Raw genomic sequence first — 16,542 nt, forward strand, 5'->3', positions numbered from 1 at the left:
GCAACGCAGAATTCTGGCTCAGATAACGAATGGCGTGTCGAGGGCTGACCTTGGTGAGATCCTCGACCGGTTCAGGGAGGTGGGGACAGGATCGAAGGTCGACTCGTGGGTTGGCAGCGGGCCAAACCAACCAATCGAGCCAAGGGACGTCGAAGCGGCAATGGACGAAGGTACACTCATGTCCATTTCGATGCAGACGGGTCTTTCGCGCGAGGAGCTAATCAGAAGGATTGCGCGCGATCTACCCGAGGCAGTCAACGAGATGACGCCGAATTGTGAATGGCCGCCTGAGCCGACACAAGGCTTGGATAAGTCGACCCTGCTCGAGGATGTATCCTAGACCGCCTAGTCCAGCCCCGCCTGGTCGGCGAGATAAAAGATGGCCTTCGGATTGCCGGGTACCGCCTCGCTGAACTGGATCCTGCTATTCGGCTGGATGATGCCGAACAGGATTTCGCGGCGCGCCTTGCAGCCGATGGCGCGTAGATCGTGGCCGTCGACATTGCATGATGTCGAAGGCGCCGAGGATCATGGCGTAGGGGTCGCTGAACCGCCTTCTGCAGCGCGGCGAAGTCGTGCAGCCCTGCCTCATTGGTGACGACCGCCTCGCCCTCGACCTTCTTGACCTCGAGCTCCCTCGCGGCTTCGACGAGGCCGGTGTATTTGCTCGTCCAGTCGCCGGCGGGTTTGGTGAAGACACGGATGTCGTCGGGGCTGTTGACGACGATCTGGGTGCGGTAGCCGTCGAGCTTGATCTCGTGAATCCAGTGTTCGCCCTCGGGTGCTTCGGGACCAGCTTGGGCTCGATCGGCGGAATGAATTCGAGGCGGCCCCTGCTACTCAGTGGTTTATGCACGGAATCGAGTCTAGGCCCGATCGCACTGGCGACTAGGAGAACGTACCCATGATCATTTTATTAAATTAGCAATGATGCATGAACGGGCGTATAGTCCAGCCCAGCCGGGGCGAACGCTCTCAGCCGGTAGGTGCAGCGGCCAAATCGTCGTCTCCCAAATGCCGTCGGGCTATCCCAACAGGTTATGACGGGTGACGACTTGAGACGGGATAAGCACAATCCGCCAACTATGAGGGGCAAAATCAACGGGTCGCCGGACAACGACGAACCGGGGCATTTGGAGTTCTGTCCAATTTGCGGGCAGACATTCGATAAGCGAAACCTTGTCGAAGTGCTGCATCATCACCTTCCAGAGCATGAGCCGTTCGCGATGGATAGGTGACGCACATAGAAGCCGCCCCGGTTTTCTCGCCGCACGTGCCAGGACGGAATTTCGAACTGAACCGCATAGCGCGGGGGGGCACGCGAGCCACTTGTCCGATCACCCGCTCAGAAATTTCTCTCAAACATTCCCGAGGAACAAGTCCGGCCCCTAGATGGTTCGGTCGTATGCAGCATGCAGGTTCGGCCATGGTTGAGGTCGACAAAAGGAAGCAGAAGGTTATCGCCGACCTTATACGACGGTGGATCACGTCAGAAGCCATCCGTGACTACCTCCGCAAGGCGCTAAACCTTCCGGTAGAAGAGGGGCTGCCGGACGAGCATAAGTCTTTGCTTGACGAAATTGGTCAGGCCGACAAAGAGTGAGCACGTGCTAGCTGTGAACTGCCCACGATGTTTGGTTAAAAACGTACGCGGCCAGACTCATCGCCCTGATCGGCTTAGAGTTACTTCCGTAGGGAGTGCTCTCATGCTGCCGTTGCCCCACGCCGTCGATCCAAGGTAGTTGCTGAGGCGGCGTCCTCGATCAGTTCGGCTATTAGCGTGCGGACCGTAAGTCGCGTAATCCGGGTACGTTGCGTTAGGGAGCCTTTAGTTCGTCGCAATTCAACACTGTTTGTCATGGAGAACGAAGGTTGGCAGTAGACGAGAGCCTCCGCAGAACCCGCTTTCTCGGTTAGTGAGGCAATGATGCCGATAACGCCCGCCGCTTGGCGTTGGATTCTGTTAATCTAAGTCCCATGATTTGCGGCCTCGGACGGAAGAGACCGAGGCCCGCTTCTCTAGGAACAATCTCACAGTTCGGCAGTTCTCTTTTGTCAAAAAGGAGATTGAAAATGTCAGAGTCGCGAGAATGGCTGGTGCAATGGCTTCGGGACGCTCATGCCATGGAGGAGCAGGCCGAAACAATGTTGAACGGGCAGCTAAGCCGCATTGAGAACTACCCCGAACTCAGCGACCGAATGCGCCTGCACCTTGATGAAACGAGACAGCAGGCTGCTCGGCTGAAAGCCTGTCTCGACCGGATGGATGAGGGTTCGTCCACAATGAAAGATGCTGGCGGAAAGGTGACTGCCATGGCGCAGTCGTTGAGCGGCTTTTTTGCCGCCGACGAGGTGATGAAGGGTTCCCTCGCGAGCTATACGTTCGAACACATGGAAATCGCCTCCTACACTATCCTCATTGCCGCCGCCGAATCGCTGGGCGAAACCGAGGTCGTGCGGGCTTGCGAAGACAACCTCCGAGAGGAGGTCGCGATGGCGGAATGGTTAAAAGACCATCTTCCGTCGACAACCGAGGAGTTCCTCGCGAGGGCCGAAACGGAAAGCGACACTGCTAAGCGGTGATCTGCGGCACTGGCTGAGCGGTGCCTCGTCGGACGCGCAGCCCGTCACTCCAGTCGGGCACGTCACCTCGAACAAAGGGCGTCGTGGTCGGCTCGCCGTATTCGCTCTGCGCCGCGTCAGCATCACGGGACGACGCAATAGCCGCGGCATGTTTGCTCGCAAGAGCGTTCGCGGTCCTTACTGCCAGATCTTCCGACTGCTGCTCTGCTGGACCGAAGACAGGCTGAAGGTGCCCGGTCTGTCGCGGTCGAAGGCGGTGACCACAATCAATTGGGAACCTTCTGCTGCGGTAGGAGCTCTCTCGCATGCTGACTGCCTTCCTCTGCCGCCAACCTGTTCGGTGTCGCTGCGACCATCTTCGGAGGTGCCATCCCCTGCTAAACTCATGACTCCAAGTAGCGGCCGCTAGGGCCAGCCCACGCTCCAGGGCAGCGCTGGCGACGAGAAGCGCCTTGACTACTTCTCTGGCCCCACCATGGGCAGCTATGGCCTCGTTGGTCGCAAGCTTCCAGTCGGCGGCATCAAGTTGCTGTTCCTGCGATCTCCGCTTTGTTGTCCCGTACCTGTTGGTCTCTCTGGGGCTGTAGCAGCACGTGTTGGTGGAAGTCGTAGGCTCGGCACCGAATGGAAGCTCAGCAATGCCCGGGGCTGGGCAGCTTCTGATATTCAATGCTTGGTTCTGCGAAAGTAAGCGCAGGTTCCAGCCGAGTGACCTGAAGGGAATCTTCGGGGACATTGAGCCGGAATCGTGGGGGTGAGCTGCGAGCGACTGCGGAGGTTTCCATCATCAAGGCGACTGCATGGCCGGCCCTGGGCAATTTAAGCACTGGATCCGCCGTCTTACGTGGCGCGGGCTAACCCATTCACTTTCTTTGCGGCCCCGAAGCGGCGTCGGCGAGCGCCTGGCTTGCGAGTTTTGCTTTGATGTCGCGCGCCATCCGCAGATGCTCGAGCACAGTCGGCAAAGTATCTGAGGCGAAATGCTGGAGGTCGGCATCCTGGCCCGAACCGATCTCCCACTCGAGTAGTTGCACAGTCTTCTGGTGATCGGTGATCTGGCCGCTGATATAGGCAAGGTCGAACGCAGCCCCTTCGAGCTTTTCCAGCTTGGCGCGCAGCTGCTTGTGCTCGTCGTCGAGCCCCTGCGGCAGTGGGATCTTGTCGGCTTCGGCAAGCGATTTCAGTTTCACGTTTGCCGCTGAGTGGTCGTCGACCATGCGGCTGGCAAATTCCTTGATGGCGGAATGGCTGGATTTTTTCGCAAGATTACCGACATCGACTTCTGCCGTGCCGCCGGCCAGGAAGAGCTGCGCGAACAGCCGGTCCTGATAGTTCGTCTGATGCGGGATGGGCTGACCCGGCGAGTCCATCAATGTGTCCGGGGCATTGCCGGCCGGATTTCCGATCTGCGCAAAGAGAGGCGATGCGCAGAGTGCCGTCAGGCCCAAGGTCGTTGCAAGAACACGCATGAAAACCTCCACCGAAGATGTGCCGACCGGCCGGCCCGCCGCCTGTCAAAGTGCGAGCATATAGGCGACGAGATCATCCTTCTCGTCCTGGGTGAGCTTGACGCCGAGCACCAGGTTGAAGAACTCCACCGTATCGGCCAGCGTCATCAGACGGCCGTCATGCAGATAGGGTGGCGTGTCCTTGATGCCGCGCAACGTAAACGTCTTGATTGGCCCGTCGGGCAGTTCCACCATGTCATTGACGGTCCGCCCGGGTTTGTAGAAGCGCTCCAGTTTCAAATCGTGCATGTTGTTGTCCATGAACGATGTTTGTGGGTCATGGCATGCCGAGCAGCGGCCCTTGCCCATGAACACCCGCTCGCCCGCCAGTTCCTTTTCGCTGGCCACGGCGGGATCGAGCTTTCCGAACGCATCGAGCTTCGGCGCCGGCGGAAAGTCGATGATGTTCTGCATCTGCGCCATCATCGCCACCTGATTGGTGCGGTCTGGCAGGTTGACGCCCTTCCTGGTGGCGCTGACATGGTCGCCATTGAAATAGGCGGTGCGCTGCTCGAATTCGGTGAAATCCTCGACCGAACGCAACGACCGTTTCGATCCATGAATTTGCTGGTTGAACAGGCCGCGCAGGCTGGTCGAATCGAGGCGGAAGCGCGCTGCCTGCGGCCTGATATCGGGCGTTAGATGAAAGGCGGCATTGGTGTTGAAATTGGCGTGGCAGTCGAGGCAGGCCACTCCCATGCTTTGCCCAGCCACCTTGCGGTCCTCGGTTTGGTTGAATTCCTCCTGCGGGAACGGCGTAAATAGAAGCCGCAGACCCTCCATCTGCACCGGCGTGATGATGCCGTTCATGATTTCGTAGTAGTTGCGGATGGTCAGCAGCTCGCCGCGTGACACGTCGCCGAGCTCCGGATGAGTGGTCAGGAATATCGGTGACGGGAATTCCGGGGTGAGGTAATCGGGAAAATCGAAGTCGACGTCGAAGCGCCTCAGGTCGCGTCCTTCCTGCCGGCCGACCTCGCGGATCTCCTCTTCCGGAAAGACCTGGCCTCCGGCCGCCTGTTTGACATGCGGCAGCGGCAGGAACCCGTCAGGCAGCAGATCGCGGTCGCGGATCTCGCCAGGGCTCATCTCCGCCAGGCCCTGCCAGGTTTGGTCCTTTGCCAGCTTCACGCGGACGCCCTCCTGGACCGGCTTGGTGCCGCCGGACATTGTCACGCCCGGCATGGGACGGTCCGAAAGGTCGTATCGCGCGTCTAGCAAGGCCTTCTGGCGCGCCATCACGCGTGGCTTCTGTGCCTCGTCGTCGGCCTTGACTGCCGAGAACGGACGGGCCGGCAGCGGCCGGTAAGTGAGATCGGGCGGCAGCGGATCCGATAAGGCGCTGAGGCTGGCGGCAATAACGACAAGCGCGCACGGAACGCCCGCATTCCACACTCTGCGCATTTTTCCCTCCTGGCTGGATTTACGCCGAACCGCACCGCGCGCGATTTGTTCCCCGCGGGAAAAAGCACAAGTTTCGGGTCGGGTATCTTGGGACGGGTGCGATAATTCGTGACTTATGACCTCTGCCCGCCAATTGAGATTTGGTCGAAACTCCCCAAGAATCTGCGCCAGTTTCTCCCGGTGGGGCCAGCAGCTTGGAGCGGGGATCTTGGAGCGCCGCTAGGCGTGACTAGCGAGCCTTAGGGTGCTCGCCTTCGAGCGAACTCGTGCGCTCAAGCAAATGGGAACGAGCCATGCGAACGAAGTACGTGGCGTGCTGCCCAGTATCCAGCCACAAGGCGCCCCGCAATCGGTCAACGCATCTGGCACGGCACTGCACTTGATGTCTGAGCTTGGGCGGCGCGGCTAACCTATGTATTCGCCTCTGTCCTCAGCTTTTGCGCCGCTTGGAACTTCTTCTCCCGACATTGGCTTCCCTGGTACGGTATTTTCGCCAATGCCAGACTTGGATGAAAATTATAAAGAAGGCCTGCAGCGACAAGCACCAAAAGCGTGCCGAGCGCGGCCACCTGCCACAGACCAAGCCCGCACGCCACGCCAATTGCGCCAGACAGCCACAGGCCCGCACCGGTCGTCAGCCCGTGGATCTCGCCTCTCGAAAACAAGATCGATCCGGCAGCAGGAACGCGACGCCAGTGACCGCTTCGACGACGCCAATCGGATCGACCTTTACGGAATGCTGCAGAAATATCGGCGCGTGAACGATTTCCCATCGTCAGAATGCCGAACGTAGCCGCTGCCACGCAGACCACAATATGCGTCCGAAGCCCTGCAGGCCGATTCGCCATTCGCGTTCGAAACCGATCGCAGCACCGAGGATCGACGCCAGTAGAAGCCTCCGCAATGACGGGAAACTGGACGTATGTCGGATGGCCGAATTCTTGGAGAAGTTGTTGCATGAGTAACCTAGGTTGCCCGACACAACGTGATCGGGATGGCCCGGTTCCGCAAGCGCTGCGGGTGCCGCGGCTGTGCGGTGTTTTGACATTCGACCTTGGGGTGTCGGATTATTTGCATGCAAACGACATTTGCGACGCTATCCTCCCCTTCCTCAACGTACCATTCTGGGAGGAATGCATGGCTGCGCATGAGCAACATGCCGTTGAAATCGTGAGGGCGAAAGAGTGGTCGGTTCGCGTGACGGTCAGGTACGACTACCACGGTTCCTTTCACAGCTGAGAGCTACGCGCGCTCGTTTGCAGACGGTCAGGCGTTCCGGCTGGGCGTTCAGGTCGCGGAGCTCAAAAGGTCGGCTTAGCAGCGGGGTTTGTCCCAACGTCACGGCGCCCCGATTAGCCCACGTATCTCCGACAGCGTGGGTCACATGGTGCCGCCAGGCGCCGGGCGGCCTGAGGAGCCCGGATAGCGACCCCAACTCGCAACCTGCATCGTGGCGTACCGTCGAATCGCTGAAGAAAGTCGCGGAGCCAGCGCTTTAATTGGTGGATTCGGCTGCGGCCACAGGCTAGTTCGTCGCGTCCGGCAGGTCACTCAGGAGTACGCTGGCACGAGTCTCGTATCGCGTAAAGGCAACGCCAAAGTGAAACGCAGGCCGTCTGGATCGTAATGCAGTTCGATCTTTGCATTGCACTGCACTGTAACCACCCTTTCGAGCAATGTCGTTCCAAAGCCTCGTCGAGTCGGCGGCTGCACAATGGGGCCGTCCCGCTCCTGCCAATGAAGATGCAGGATCTGCTCACCTGCGGAATCTGGTATCCACCATTGCACTTCAAGGCGACCTTGCGGGCGCGAGAGGGCGCCGAATTTTGCCGAGTTGGAGGCAAGTTCATGAAACGCCATGCCGACAGGTATCGCAATGTCCGCGACGAGGGCCACATTCGGACCGTGCAGTGATATTCGCGGCTCGCCATGGATCTCGTAGTGCCTCAGTTCCGCCTCAAGCAACTTCTGTAAAGAGGCCGTCTGCCAATAGTCGTCTGTAAGCATTGAGTGCGTGTCGGCAAGCGACACGATTCTTGCGGAGAAATCACGCACGAAGCTGTCGACGCTATCGCTGGACCGGGCCGTCGCTCCCATCATCGCTCTCACGTTGGCCAGGGTGTTTTTGACCCGGTGATGAAGCTCGCGGATCAAGAGCTTTTGACGATCTGCGACCTCCTGTTTCTGTTCAAGGTGGGACTTGACCTCGAGCTGGCGTGCACGGGCACGCAACGCCGACCGCACCGAATTGGCCAGGCTTGAGGCCAGGAAAGGCCTTTCGAGAACGATGAGATACCGATCCAGAAACGCAAGACGCTTGTCGAATTCCGTTCCCCGCCTTGCCAGAAGAACTACTGGAAAATCAGACCACGCAGGTTGGTTCTGCAGCCAGGCGGCGAATTGGCTCCGGTCGGAATTGATGAGCGCTTCTTCGGCGACGACGAGGCAGTGTGCGCTGTCGAGAAGCCGCAAAACCTCATCCAGATTTGCACAGATGCGTGTGCCGATCCCGTGTTTTGCCAGAATCGAGGCGGCTAGCTGAGCGTCTCGACCAACCGGGGCGAGCACGAGTACGACAGGTTCTTTCGGCGTCATGGCTTCTTGTTAGCGAGCAGATCGCTTTGTTTGCCCTCAAAAAAGGGCACGCCTGTAAGTATTCCCCTGAATTGGTCGAGCGGCTCGCCGACAGCTATGCCCTGGCTGCTGACCATGAATTCACGAATAGTGTCCTCATGAGGGCCAACTCGCCTCTTCACCACTGAAATCGCTCGTCGGATGCGACCGCCACTTTCGAAAAACCTCAGCAACATCACTGCATCAGACAGATAGGTCATGTCGATTGGCGCCGCCGTCTGGCCGATCAGCCCGTGATTGGCGAGCAGCAGGATCGTGACGACGCCCTTCTGGTTGAGGTAGGTGAGGATTTCATGCATCTGCAGCACAAGGTGCTGCTCTTCGGAGATCGAATTCAGATACCCTGTGAGGCTGTCGATCACTACGATCCGGGCATCAAACCGCTCGACTGCGATCTGGATCTTTGATGACAATTCGCCGGGTGAAAGATCGGCCGGGTCGATCTGTTGGAGCAGGAGCATTCCGTCTTGCAGGAAGGCCTTGAGATCCATACCGACGCCGGCTGCACGTCCCAGGAAAATGCGATCAGTTTCATCGAACAGCAGAACCAGGACGCGCTCACCGCGCTGAAGCGCTGCATGACAGTAGGAGCAGGCTATGGTGGACTTCCCCACACCCGAAGGGCCGATCAACAGCGTGCTTGTGCCCCGATCGAGGCCACCGCCGAGCAGAGTGTCCACGGCATTTCCGCTTAAGGCCGGCGAGCCGTGTTCGGCTTCAGGGTGCTCGGCGGCGACCAGTCGCGGAAAGACCGTGACCCCGCCCGGCCGGATGACAAAGTCGTGGTAACCGCCACGTATTTGCACCCCACGCATCTTTATCACCCGCAGTCGCCGCCGCTCGCCACCATAGGTCGGGGTCAGTTGCTCCATGCGGATGACCCCATGGCTGATCGAATGCAGGTTGAGGTCATCCTGCTCGGCCGTGAGGTCGTCGAGTAACAACACCGTCGCATGGTTGAGCAGAAAGAAGCTTTTCAGCGCCAGGACCTGCCTGCGGTAGCGTAGCGAGCCCTGCGAGAGCAGCCGGATTTCGGAAAGGGAATCGAACACGACGCGCTGTGGCTTAATACGGTCGATCTCAGCCAAGGCCGCCTGCACCGTCTCCCCGAGTTCCAGGTCAGAAGAATGCACGAGCGTCTGCAACTGGGAAGGATCAAGGCTGAGTTCTGGAGGAACGAGTTCCAGAATTTCTATCCCAGCCAGAGTCCAGCCGTGCCTGCTTGCCACGGATAGGAGTTCGCGCTTGCTTTCGGATAGCGTAATATAGAGGCATTTTTCGCCTTGCGAGGCCCCCTTGATAAGGAACTGAAGACCGAGCGTGGTCTTGCCCGAACCGGGCCTTCCCTCCACGAGGTGTGACCGAAATTTGGCATAACCCCCGCGCAAGACATAGTCGAGGCCTTCTACGCCGGTCGCTAACGGTGAGGCGTCATCTTCGTTCACGTTGCCCCTCATGTACCTTGCTGAACAGCGTAACGATTGTCAGTTTTGATGGTTCCAGAAGACCGCAAGGCGCTGGATAAGAGGACAAGAACCTCCTCTACAAACTGCTCACGAAGCCGTTCGGTGAGGCTGATCGCTGCTAGGGCCCAGCGCCCAGTAGCTGCAAAGGGGCCCGTTTTGCTCGGCAGGAGGCGATAGTTAAATTCGTACAGCAACGATGACACACCGGGGGCGTTCGCACGCCATGCGCTCTGAGTTTCTAAAGCTGCAGCAGGTATTGGGACGCGGCGGTTTGGTTGCAAGCCGGTCGTGGTCCGGCAGACGTGCTGCTCCAGCTTCGGAAGGTTTGGATTGGAAATGGGGGAATGTGATCGCGAATTGTTGTCTCGAGCGGCCGGTGTCGCCGGACAGCACTGAGCATCCATGTGCAAACTTGCGATAGCAACCAAAGTAGGTCCACAAGTCTTGTCTTCCGTTTTGTCATCAGACGTGCTCATCCGCAAAATTCGATCAATCGCTGATATCAGCGACGATGACGCCGCGATCCTGCGGGGCATGCCGACTCAGGAAAAGGACGTCGCAGCCAATCAGGATATCGTCTCGGAAGGCGATAGCCCTGCAAACTCGGTTGTGGTTTTGGACGGCCTGGTCTGTTCGTCCAAGTATACTGGTCAGGGAAGACGGCAGATCACCAGCTTCTTTGTCGCAGGCGATATTCCGGATCTGCATGGCTTGCACCTTTCGGTCATGGACTGCAGCTTCTCGAGCCTGACGCCAAGCAGATTAGGCTTCATCCGTCATAGCGTCCTTCGCCCAATTTGCGAACAGCATCCGCGTATCGCCACGGCGTTCTGGCGATCGACCCTCATCGACGCCTCCATCTACCGGGAATGGGTCACCAATGTCGGGCGACGCGAGGCCTATGCCCGCACAGCCCACATCCTATGCGAGCTTATCGTGCGTTTGCGGTCTGTCGGACGCATCGAGGACCACGTAGCGGATCTCCCGATCACGCAGGCCGCGCTTGGCGATGCTCTCGGCTTATCGACAGTTCACGTGAACCGCACCCTCCAGGAACTCCGCGGCGACGGTCTGATTGCTACCTCAGGTACAAGGCTGCGTGCTCTCGACTGGCCCCGCCTGGTCCGAGCAGGAGACTTCGATCCGACGTACCTGCACCAAAGGGACCTTGCTTAGCTTTCGATGAGGATGCCGGTCGAATGGGACGATATTTTTTTGACAGCGGCGATGCTGAGCATCTTGTTGAAGACGACATGGGCCTCGAATGCGAAGGGATCGCGGCAGCCCGCCAGGCAGCTGTCGAGGGTCTGGTAGACTTGGCACGGGAAACACTGGGAGGCTCGGAGCAGCAACAGCTGTTGGTGGATATTCGTGACGAGAGCGGGCGAAAGATCCTGAGGCTCAGCTTGATTCTCAAAATTGAAAAGCTTGAACTCAGCGCTTCGGGATGAGTTTGGAATAGCCCTTTTGCTGCTCCCAGCATGGCAATTGAGGCGGGCGATTTGCTCGTTCGGTACGTCGTTCTTGCCGCCGGTCCCACTACAGGCGCCTCGTGTCGGCGCCAAATGGGTACGACTGCTACAATGTGGCCGGCCTGCAAGACAGACAAACTCCGGCTTAACGAATGTGAATGCTTGAGCCCATGCCCCGGGGCAAGGTGGCGGGAGGTGCCTGTAGGTGCCCGCTGAATCAGGCCCAGTCGCAATCTCTCCGCGAAGCCTGTTTCTTGAGTTGTTCGACAGAGCCCCACCAACACTCTGAGGGAGGCCGATATTGTCACACAAGGGCGATACCTTGGCTCGGGGGGCCACTGGTGAACTTTCCATCGGGCGCAACCGCACATCACTGCAGTCTCTTCGTAGCTGACACCAAGCACCCCCACCAGCATCAGCACTTCGCTCTGAGATTTTGGCAAGCTTTGAATGGCCCGGTGGACCTCCTTGCTTTGCATCGACCATTCCTCTGCAGGCTGCGAAACGGGTGCAAGCGAGGCGCAGTCAACGATACCTGGTGCTTCCCTCGTGGCAGCCCTGACGCGCGTATAGTAGGTGTTGCGCATAATCGTGAAGAGCCATGACTTCATTCGCGTTCCGGGCTCGAACTTATCGATGTTGGCCAGGCCTTTCGCTAACGTTTCCTGCAGGCGTCGCCACTTCGCTCGGAATGCCTCCGAAGCGATCCTCCAATTCGTCGGCAAATGCATTCAGATCCGAATGCGTGCTCATACGGAACAACCGCGAATACAGGCTGAGGCGTATCGCTGGCTTCCGGCACATAGCTTCCTGGGAATGACCCTCCGGCTTGCAAATTGATCACCAGATCGTCGGCATCTTCCCGGACCTGGCAAAAAACGCGGGCGAAAGCGCGCAATGCGGGAATGAACTCGACGGTTGGAACGGTTAAAAGCCGGCTCAGTCGCGCACGGGCAGGCGTGCTCGCATGGCGAAATGAAAGCGCGTGAGTTGGACGAGATCGTGGTTCGCTTCGCCGCTGGCGAAGGTGACATTTTGCTGGCCACCGACATCATCGAAAGCGGCCTTGATATACCGCAGGCGAACACCATTCTGGTTTGGCGGGCGGACCGTTTCGGACTTGCACAGCTTCCACGAGCTTCGAGGGCGCGTAGGCAGAGGCAGACTGCAGGGCTTTGCGTTTCTGTTGACCGAGCCCGGTAAGGAATTAGCTGAAGCCACGAGGAGCCGACTTTCGGCTCTTGTGGCGCTCGACCGGCTTGGCTCTGGCCTGACCATCAGCCAAAGGGACCTCGACCTGCGCGGCGCAGGCGATCTTTTCGGCGAGGAACAGGCCGGCCACATAAAGCGGATCGGCGTAGGACTCTACCAAAGATTGCTCGAGCGTGCCTCTTCCGGACTGCTGGAGGTAACCCGACTGCGAATGGATGCAGCGCAGTTGGGCTTGAGCCAAGTCGACGTAGGACCCGAAGCGATTGCGATCACCTTTCGCACAAACCCTCCGGGTCGGTCTGGGAGAATCTTAAAGGGGTGAATGGGTTCGAATTTCGGCCAGGCCGCTTGATCTTCAGGCCGCCAACTAAAACAGGCACTGGACAGCTGGAGGTTCTACGAAGCCTGATCGGTTCCATTCGTTCCGCGCACGCACCAGGATAACTAGTGGCGAGACCGATTGCGGGTCAAAGCACGACCCGCAATGGCCCTAGTAGCGGTCCATGAAGGCCAGAAAATCAGTCTTGCCGGATATGATCAAAGTCCACGGCGAGACCATGCTTGACCGCACGGTCGGCGACCATGTTCGCAAGCTCCCGGTCCGAGATTGAAGCCATCCCAACGACCTGCCTTAGCGCTCTCAAGGCGAGCCCTGTCGACATGACTCTATCACGCCGGCTGCGTATGCCGACATAGTGTTCCACTAGATCTTCAAGCTGTCGCACCTCGGGCCTCCACATCTGCTCTTCCAGGCCACTATGCTGAGGTTTGTGGCGTATGCATTCACATTCGTTAAGGGACTAAGACAAACGACGAGGTAGGTGATGCTGAAAGGCAGGTAGGCTTGCTCATGGCCGGATGCGCGATGGCGGTGGCCGGCACCGCTGCCGTCGCGCAGCAGACCAACGAAGACCCCATTGTCTCCCGCCTTGGACCGTCCTCTGGGCGGCACTGAAAAACCGGTGCCACGACGGAACCGGAAAACAAGCTCGCTGCCTCACGGTGGCGGGCTATTTACCTTGCAGGTCGCTAGTCAGAACGCTAACGCGGCCGGCTTCGTCCAACTGCCCTGCATCGTACTTTTCAGATGCCATTTCACGGACAGCATCCAGGCCGAAGTCTTCGATCGCTTCGGTCGATGTCACGACGAGGACGCGCTCTGTTCCGTCAAAGGCTTCAAGCACCAACTCGAACCGCTCAGTGGTTCCCTCTTCGCCAGTAAAAACCAGACCCATATGCCTTCTCCCTAACAAAGCTAGCGATTCAGCCATGTGCCATGTCGCGTTTCATGTCGCGTGGACCTGCCGATACTCGCAGGAAACCCATGGAAATCAACGGTAGCAGCTTGCAACATGGCGCGACATGATCGTCAACGAAACCAGAGCTTGAGGCGTTGCGACAGAACGGTCGGCGACATTTTGGGGACGCCGCGGCGCAGAACGTTGAAACGGGTCGAGCCCGCCACTAATTCGCGAAGCAGAACCATGGTCCAGCGGGTGCACAGCACCTCCGCGGTCATCGATAATGGGCAGAACTGTTTGTATCCGGACTGGGCGGGCCATGATGTTGCCTTCCCCTCAAACTCCTTGGAAGATCGCATCGGCATTGCGCCGCAATAAGCGGCCATTCAAAATGGTAGCCGGTCGGCGCTCTTCTGGCCATGCGCTGCGCCGGTCAGGCCACCCAGCTCCAGTTCCATCAGCCGCTGGGCCGCAAAGCCGATCATCTCGCACAGCAAATCGCTGTCGGCGCTCTTTTCTGAGCGCCGACCATCCCTGGGGACCGCTCGTGGCGGATTCATCGCCGAAGGCCGGATGGCTGCCGACATTCCTCCGGACGTCGGCTACGCACCGATCGGGCCAGAAGGTGGCGCAGGCGGAGCTCGCGGCGGCCGTGCCTAGCGCGAAAGACGTCGTATCAACACCGACAGCGGCCACGACATCCACAAGCACCAGCCGCAGCTCGTCCTCGACCCGATCCGCGATGTCGTCGACGCCATGCGCACCGGAAGACAAGCCTGTAGCCCTGGCGGCCTGGCCTGGCCCGCCCCGGTGTCATCGCTTCGCTGGCGTTACCGGTGAGACCGCATAGATCTGGTCCAATATTTTCAGCATCAGAGCGTTGGCGGTCGGCTTGCCATCAAGCGAGAGCGTCAGGCTGGTCCAGACGATCAGCGTGACGTCGTTGTCCGGGTCATGGCCCATGAAGGAATTGTAGCCGGGCATCTCGCCGCCGTGGAAATAGATCTTGTTCGGCCCGAAGGCAATCAGCGAGATGCCGTAGCCATATTTCTGGCCTTCAGGCTTGCTGGGATCCTCCGCTTCGGGACTATCCAGCCATTGGCGCTTGTAGTCGGCGTTGAAGATCTGGCCACCGACCAGCGCGCGCATCCAGGTCGCGAGATCATCCGCCGTGGAGATGACGCCGCCTGCCGCAAAGTAAGCGGACGGGTTCTGCCACGTCTCGTCATCGGGCTTGAGCGTTCCCGCCCTGGCCGCCGCCTGAAGATCGTCCGGATACGGCGCATCGACCAGGGCGTAAGACGCGCCGCCATAAATGTAGCCATGCGCATAAGGCTCGGGGATGGTGTTGGACGTGCTGACGGGCAGCAACGTGTTTTTCATCCCTAGGGGCCCGAATAAGCGCTCCTGAAAGATGGTCGCCACCGGCTTGCCGTCGATCTTCTCGGTAACGAGGCCGAGCAGATAGTAGTTGGTATTGTTGTATTCGAATTCAGCACCTGGCGCGAAGTGCGGCGGCCGTTTGAAAGCCATGGCGAGGACCTCCTGCGAGGTCCACGCCTTGTCCGGATTGTTGTCGAGGCTTTCCGCAAGTTCCGGTGCATTGGTGAAATTGTAAAGGCCGCTCCGCATCTTTATGAGCTGGCGAATGGTGATCTGCTCGCCGTTCGGAACACCATCAACGTATTTCGAGATCAGATCGTCGAAACTCAGCTTCCCTTCCTGGATCAATTGCACGATCACCGCGGCCGTCATCGTCTTGGTGTTCGATGCGGGCCGGAAATGGATATCGCCGCGCGGAGGGTTCGTGACGCCGAGTTCGGTCGTTCCATACCCGAAGGCGAAATTGCCGTGCGGAGTATTGAGGAGAACCATTGCGCCCGGCAGCAGGAGTTCCTTGGCCGTGCCTTCCACCATTGCCTGAAGCGCGACCGGGTCGATCGGCTTGAGCGCCGGCGCAGAAGCGCCCACGGCGCTGCCGGTTGCGCACACCGCGACAACCACGGCGCCCAGTGTTCTCGCTACCATTGTTTCACTCCCTGGCCATATCGACGGGACGAACTCTACCGGAAACGCAGGCTTCCGTCTGTGGCCGGAAATATCAGCAATGGAGGAATGTCCCAGTTTCTGCTTCGTCCGCGGTGGAGGCGATGCGGACGTCGCCTACTCAGCAGCTGCCAGCGCGGTCAAACGCTTTGGTTGGGTGGTGAGCCGATGTCGGCGCAAGCACGATCGCCATAATGGGACCGACAGTTTTACCATGCGGCCTCGTCCTTCGGTCTCCGCCTCGACCGAAAATCCTTCGCTCATAAAATTTCTGCGCTGGATTGGTCGTTAGGACGCTCAGCTTGGTAGGCAACCCACACTTGGCCGCCTCCCTCCGTCGATGGATCGCGTCCCTCGCGAGCCGGCGTGTCTTTCACCTTAAATTTGCCGAATCCGGGAATGCTGGTCTCCGCGCCCGAACCGGCGGCGTCCGAGATCTGCTTGAATACGCTCTTGACGATCGCTTGTGCCTGGGCCTTGTTCACGCCCTCGCAGCGCGAGCGCCTAAAGACGTCCTTCTTCGCCTCTTTGCGTTTCCGCCGCCGCTCCGCCTGCGGCACGCTCCAGGGCGACCATTTTCTTAACCAGGGCCAGCAGATCGCGCTTGGTGCCGTGCGGCACAGACACGACCTCTGCGCGAGTTCCATGCTGTCGCGCGCTTCCTCTGGGGTGCGGCCCTCAAGTCTTATGCACGGATAAGAAAATGGCCGACGAACCGAACCGGAACCGACTGCTGACGAAATAGCCGGTATGCAGTGGTGGAATTCGCTTGCCGAGGCTGAGCGCGCGGACTGGCTGTCCCGGGCGGATTCGGCAGTGCCCCTCCGAGGCTTGGGCAGCATATAAACGTCAAGGGGGCTCACTTTACAACCTGCTGAGGGGGATCGACTAGATAGTGATGGGGTGGACGCCCCCTCGACGGCATCGATGTGCCAGAATGGTGGTGTTTGACAGCCACCGTAAGAGAGGGAGCGTC

15 protein-coding genes and 4 pseudogenes are annotated in these 16,542 nt (G+C 59.1%); 6 read left to right on the forward strand and 13 right to left on the reverse strand.

Annotated features, from left to right (window positions below):
* On the forward strand, positions 1-340 hold a 340-nt coding region (locus NKI39_RS33055), incomplete at its 5' end, for a YidB family protein (protein ID WP_352837182.1).
* Here NKI39_RS33055 and NKI39_RS33060 read toward each other — a convergent pair.
* On the reverse strand, positions 255-821 hold the full coding sequence (locus tag NKI39_RS33060; protein WP_352837213.1) for an ATP-dependent DNA ligase: 567 nt from the start codon (positions 819-821) through the stop codon (positions 255-257). The genes NKI39_RS33055 and NKI39_RS33060 overlap by 86 nt on opposite strands.
* Before the next feature lie 605 nt (positions 822-1,426).
* On the opposite strand from NKI39_RS33060, the gene NKI39_RS33065 reads away from it, so the two are divergent.
* The gene (locus tag NKI39_RS33065) at positions 1,427-1,603 is read left to right on the forward strand and encodes a hypothetical protein (protein ID WP_352837185.1); all 177 of its coding nucleotides are present in this window, start codon (positions 1,427-1,429) and stop codon (positions 1,601-1,603) included.
* Positions 1,604-2,073: 470 nt separating this feature from the next.
* Positions 2,074-2,583, forward strand: a complete 510-nt coding sequence (locus tag NKI39_RS33070) for a ferritin-like domain-containing protein (RefSeq protein WP_352642597.1) — start codon at positions 2,074-2,076, stop codon at positions 2,581-2,583.
* An 863-nt stretch (positions 2,584-3,446) separates the two neighbouring features.
* On the opposite strand, the gene NKI39_RS33075 is transcribed toward NKI39_RS33070, so the two are convergent.
* From NKI39_RS33075 to NKI39_RS33095, 5 genes are all read right to left on the reverse strand, one after another.
* A complete protein-coding gene (locus NKI39_RS33075; protein WP_352837187.1) occupies positions 3,447-4,052 on the reverse strand; it encodes a DUF4142 domain-containing protein in 606 nt (201 codons plus the stop codon).
* 45 nt (positions 4,053-4,097) lie between these two features.
* The gene (locus tag NKI39_RS33080; RefSeq protein ID WP_352837190.1) at positions 4,098-5,495 is read right to left on the reverse strand and encodes a cytochrome B6; all 1,398 of its coding nucleotides are present in this window, start codon (positions 5,493-5,495) and stop codon (positions 4,098-4,100) included.
* 410 nt (positions 5,496-5,905) lie between these two features.
* Complete coding sequence (locus NKI39_RS33085; protein WP_352837192.1) at positions 5,906-6,343, reverse strand: MgtC/SapB family protein; 438 nt, start codon at positions 6,341-6,343, stop codon at positions 5,906-5,908.
* A 703-nt stretch (positions 6,344-7,046) separates the two neighbouring features.
* On the reverse strand, positions 7,047-8,090 hold the full coding sequence (locus tag NKI39_RS33090) for a sensor histidine kinase (RefSeq protein WP_352837195.1): 1,044 nt from the start codon (positions 8,088-8,090) through the stop codon (positions 7,047-7,049).
* Positions 8,087-9,586: an ATPase domain-containing protein gene (locus tag NKI39_RS33095; protein WP_352837198.1), complete on the reverse strand. Its 1,500-nt coding sequence runs from the start codon at positions 9,584-9,586 to the stop codon at positions 8,087-8,089. The genes NKI39_RS33090 and NKI39_RS33095 overlap by 4 nt, the downstream gene beginning before the upstream one ends.
* 453 nt (positions 9,587-10,039) lie before the next feature.
* Here NKI39_RS33095 and NKI39_RS33100 point away from each other — a divergent pair, with 453 nt between their 5' ends.
* On the forward strand, positions 10,040-10,771 hold the full coding sequence (locus NKI39_RS33100) for a Crp/Fnr family transcriptional regulator (RefSeq protein ID WP_352837201.1): 732 nt from the start codon (positions 10,040-10,042) through the stop codon (positions 10,769-10,771).
* A gap of 23 nt (positions 10,772-10,794) precedes the next feature.
* Complete coding sequence (locus NKI39_RS33105) at positions 10,795-11,046, forward strand: DUF6894 family protein (RefSeq protein ID WP_352837204.1); 252 nt, start codon at positions 10,795-10,797, stop codon at positions 11,044-11,046.
* Between the two features lie 386 nt (positions 11,047-11,432).
* Here NKI39_RS33105 and NKI39_RS33110 read toward each other — a convergent pair.
* Positions 11,433-11,774 (reverse strand): annotated as a pseudogene (locus NKI39_RS33110) (sigma factor); the annotation flags it as partial.
* The gene (locus NKI39_RS33115) at positions 11,698-11,871 is read right to left on the reverse strand and encodes a TRCF domain-containing protein (RefSeq protein ID WP_352837207.1); all 174 of its coding nucleotides are present in this window, start codon (positions 11,869-11,871) and stop codon (positions 11,698-11,700) included. The gene NKI39_RS33115 and the pseudogene NKI39_RS33110, both read right to left, overlap by 77 nt.
* Before the next feature lie 159 nt (positions 11,872-12,030).
* Between NKI39_RS33115 and NKI39_RS34415 the strand changes: the two are divergent.
* A pseudogene (locus NKI39_RS34415) lies at positions 12,031-12,457 on the forward strand (helicase-related protein); the annotation flags it as partial.
* 832 nt (positions 12,458-13,289) lie between these two features.
* Here the strand turns inward: NKI39_RS34415 and NKI39_RS33125 are convergent.
* The 5 genes and pseudogenes from NKI39_RS33125 to NKI39_RS33145 all read right to left on the reverse strand — a co-directional run.
* The gene (locus NKI39_RS33125) at positions 13,290-13,514 is read right to left on the reverse strand and encodes a hypothetical protein (RefSeq protein ID WP_352837209.1); all 225 of its coding nucleotides are present in this window, start codon (positions 13,512-13,514) and stop codon (positions 13,290-13,292) included.
* 149 nt (positions 13,515-13,663) lie between these two features.
* Positions 13,664-13,879: pseudogene (locus tag NKI39_RS33130) on the reverse strand (winged helix-turn-helix transcriptional regulator); the annotation flags it as partial.
* 27 nt (positions 13,880-13,906) lie between these two features.
* Entirely contained in the window at positions 13,907-14,080 is a 174-nt protein-coding gene (locus NKI39_RS33135; protein ID WP_352837218.1) for a hypothetical protein, read from the reverse strand.
* Between the two features lie 253 nt (positions 14,081-14,333).
* Positions 14,334-15,548, reverse strand: coding sequence for a serine hydrolase domain-containing protein (locus tag NKI39_RS33140; protein ID WP_352837210.1), 1,215 nt, complete (start codon positions 15,546-15,548; stop codon positions 14,334-14,336).
* Between the two features lie 353 nt (positions 15,549-15,901).
* Positions 15,902-16,051 (reverse strand): annotated as a pseudogene (locus tag NKI39_RS33145) (HU family DNA-binding protein); the annotation flags it as partial.
* Positions 16,052-16,542 lie beyond the last annotated feature (491 nt).

It is taken from the genome of Mesorhizobium sp. M0664 (assembly GCF_040320565.1).
In the GTDB taxonomy this organism is placed as follows: Bacteria; Pseudomonadota; Alphaproteobacteria; order Rhizobiales; family Rhizobiaceae; genus Mesorhizobium.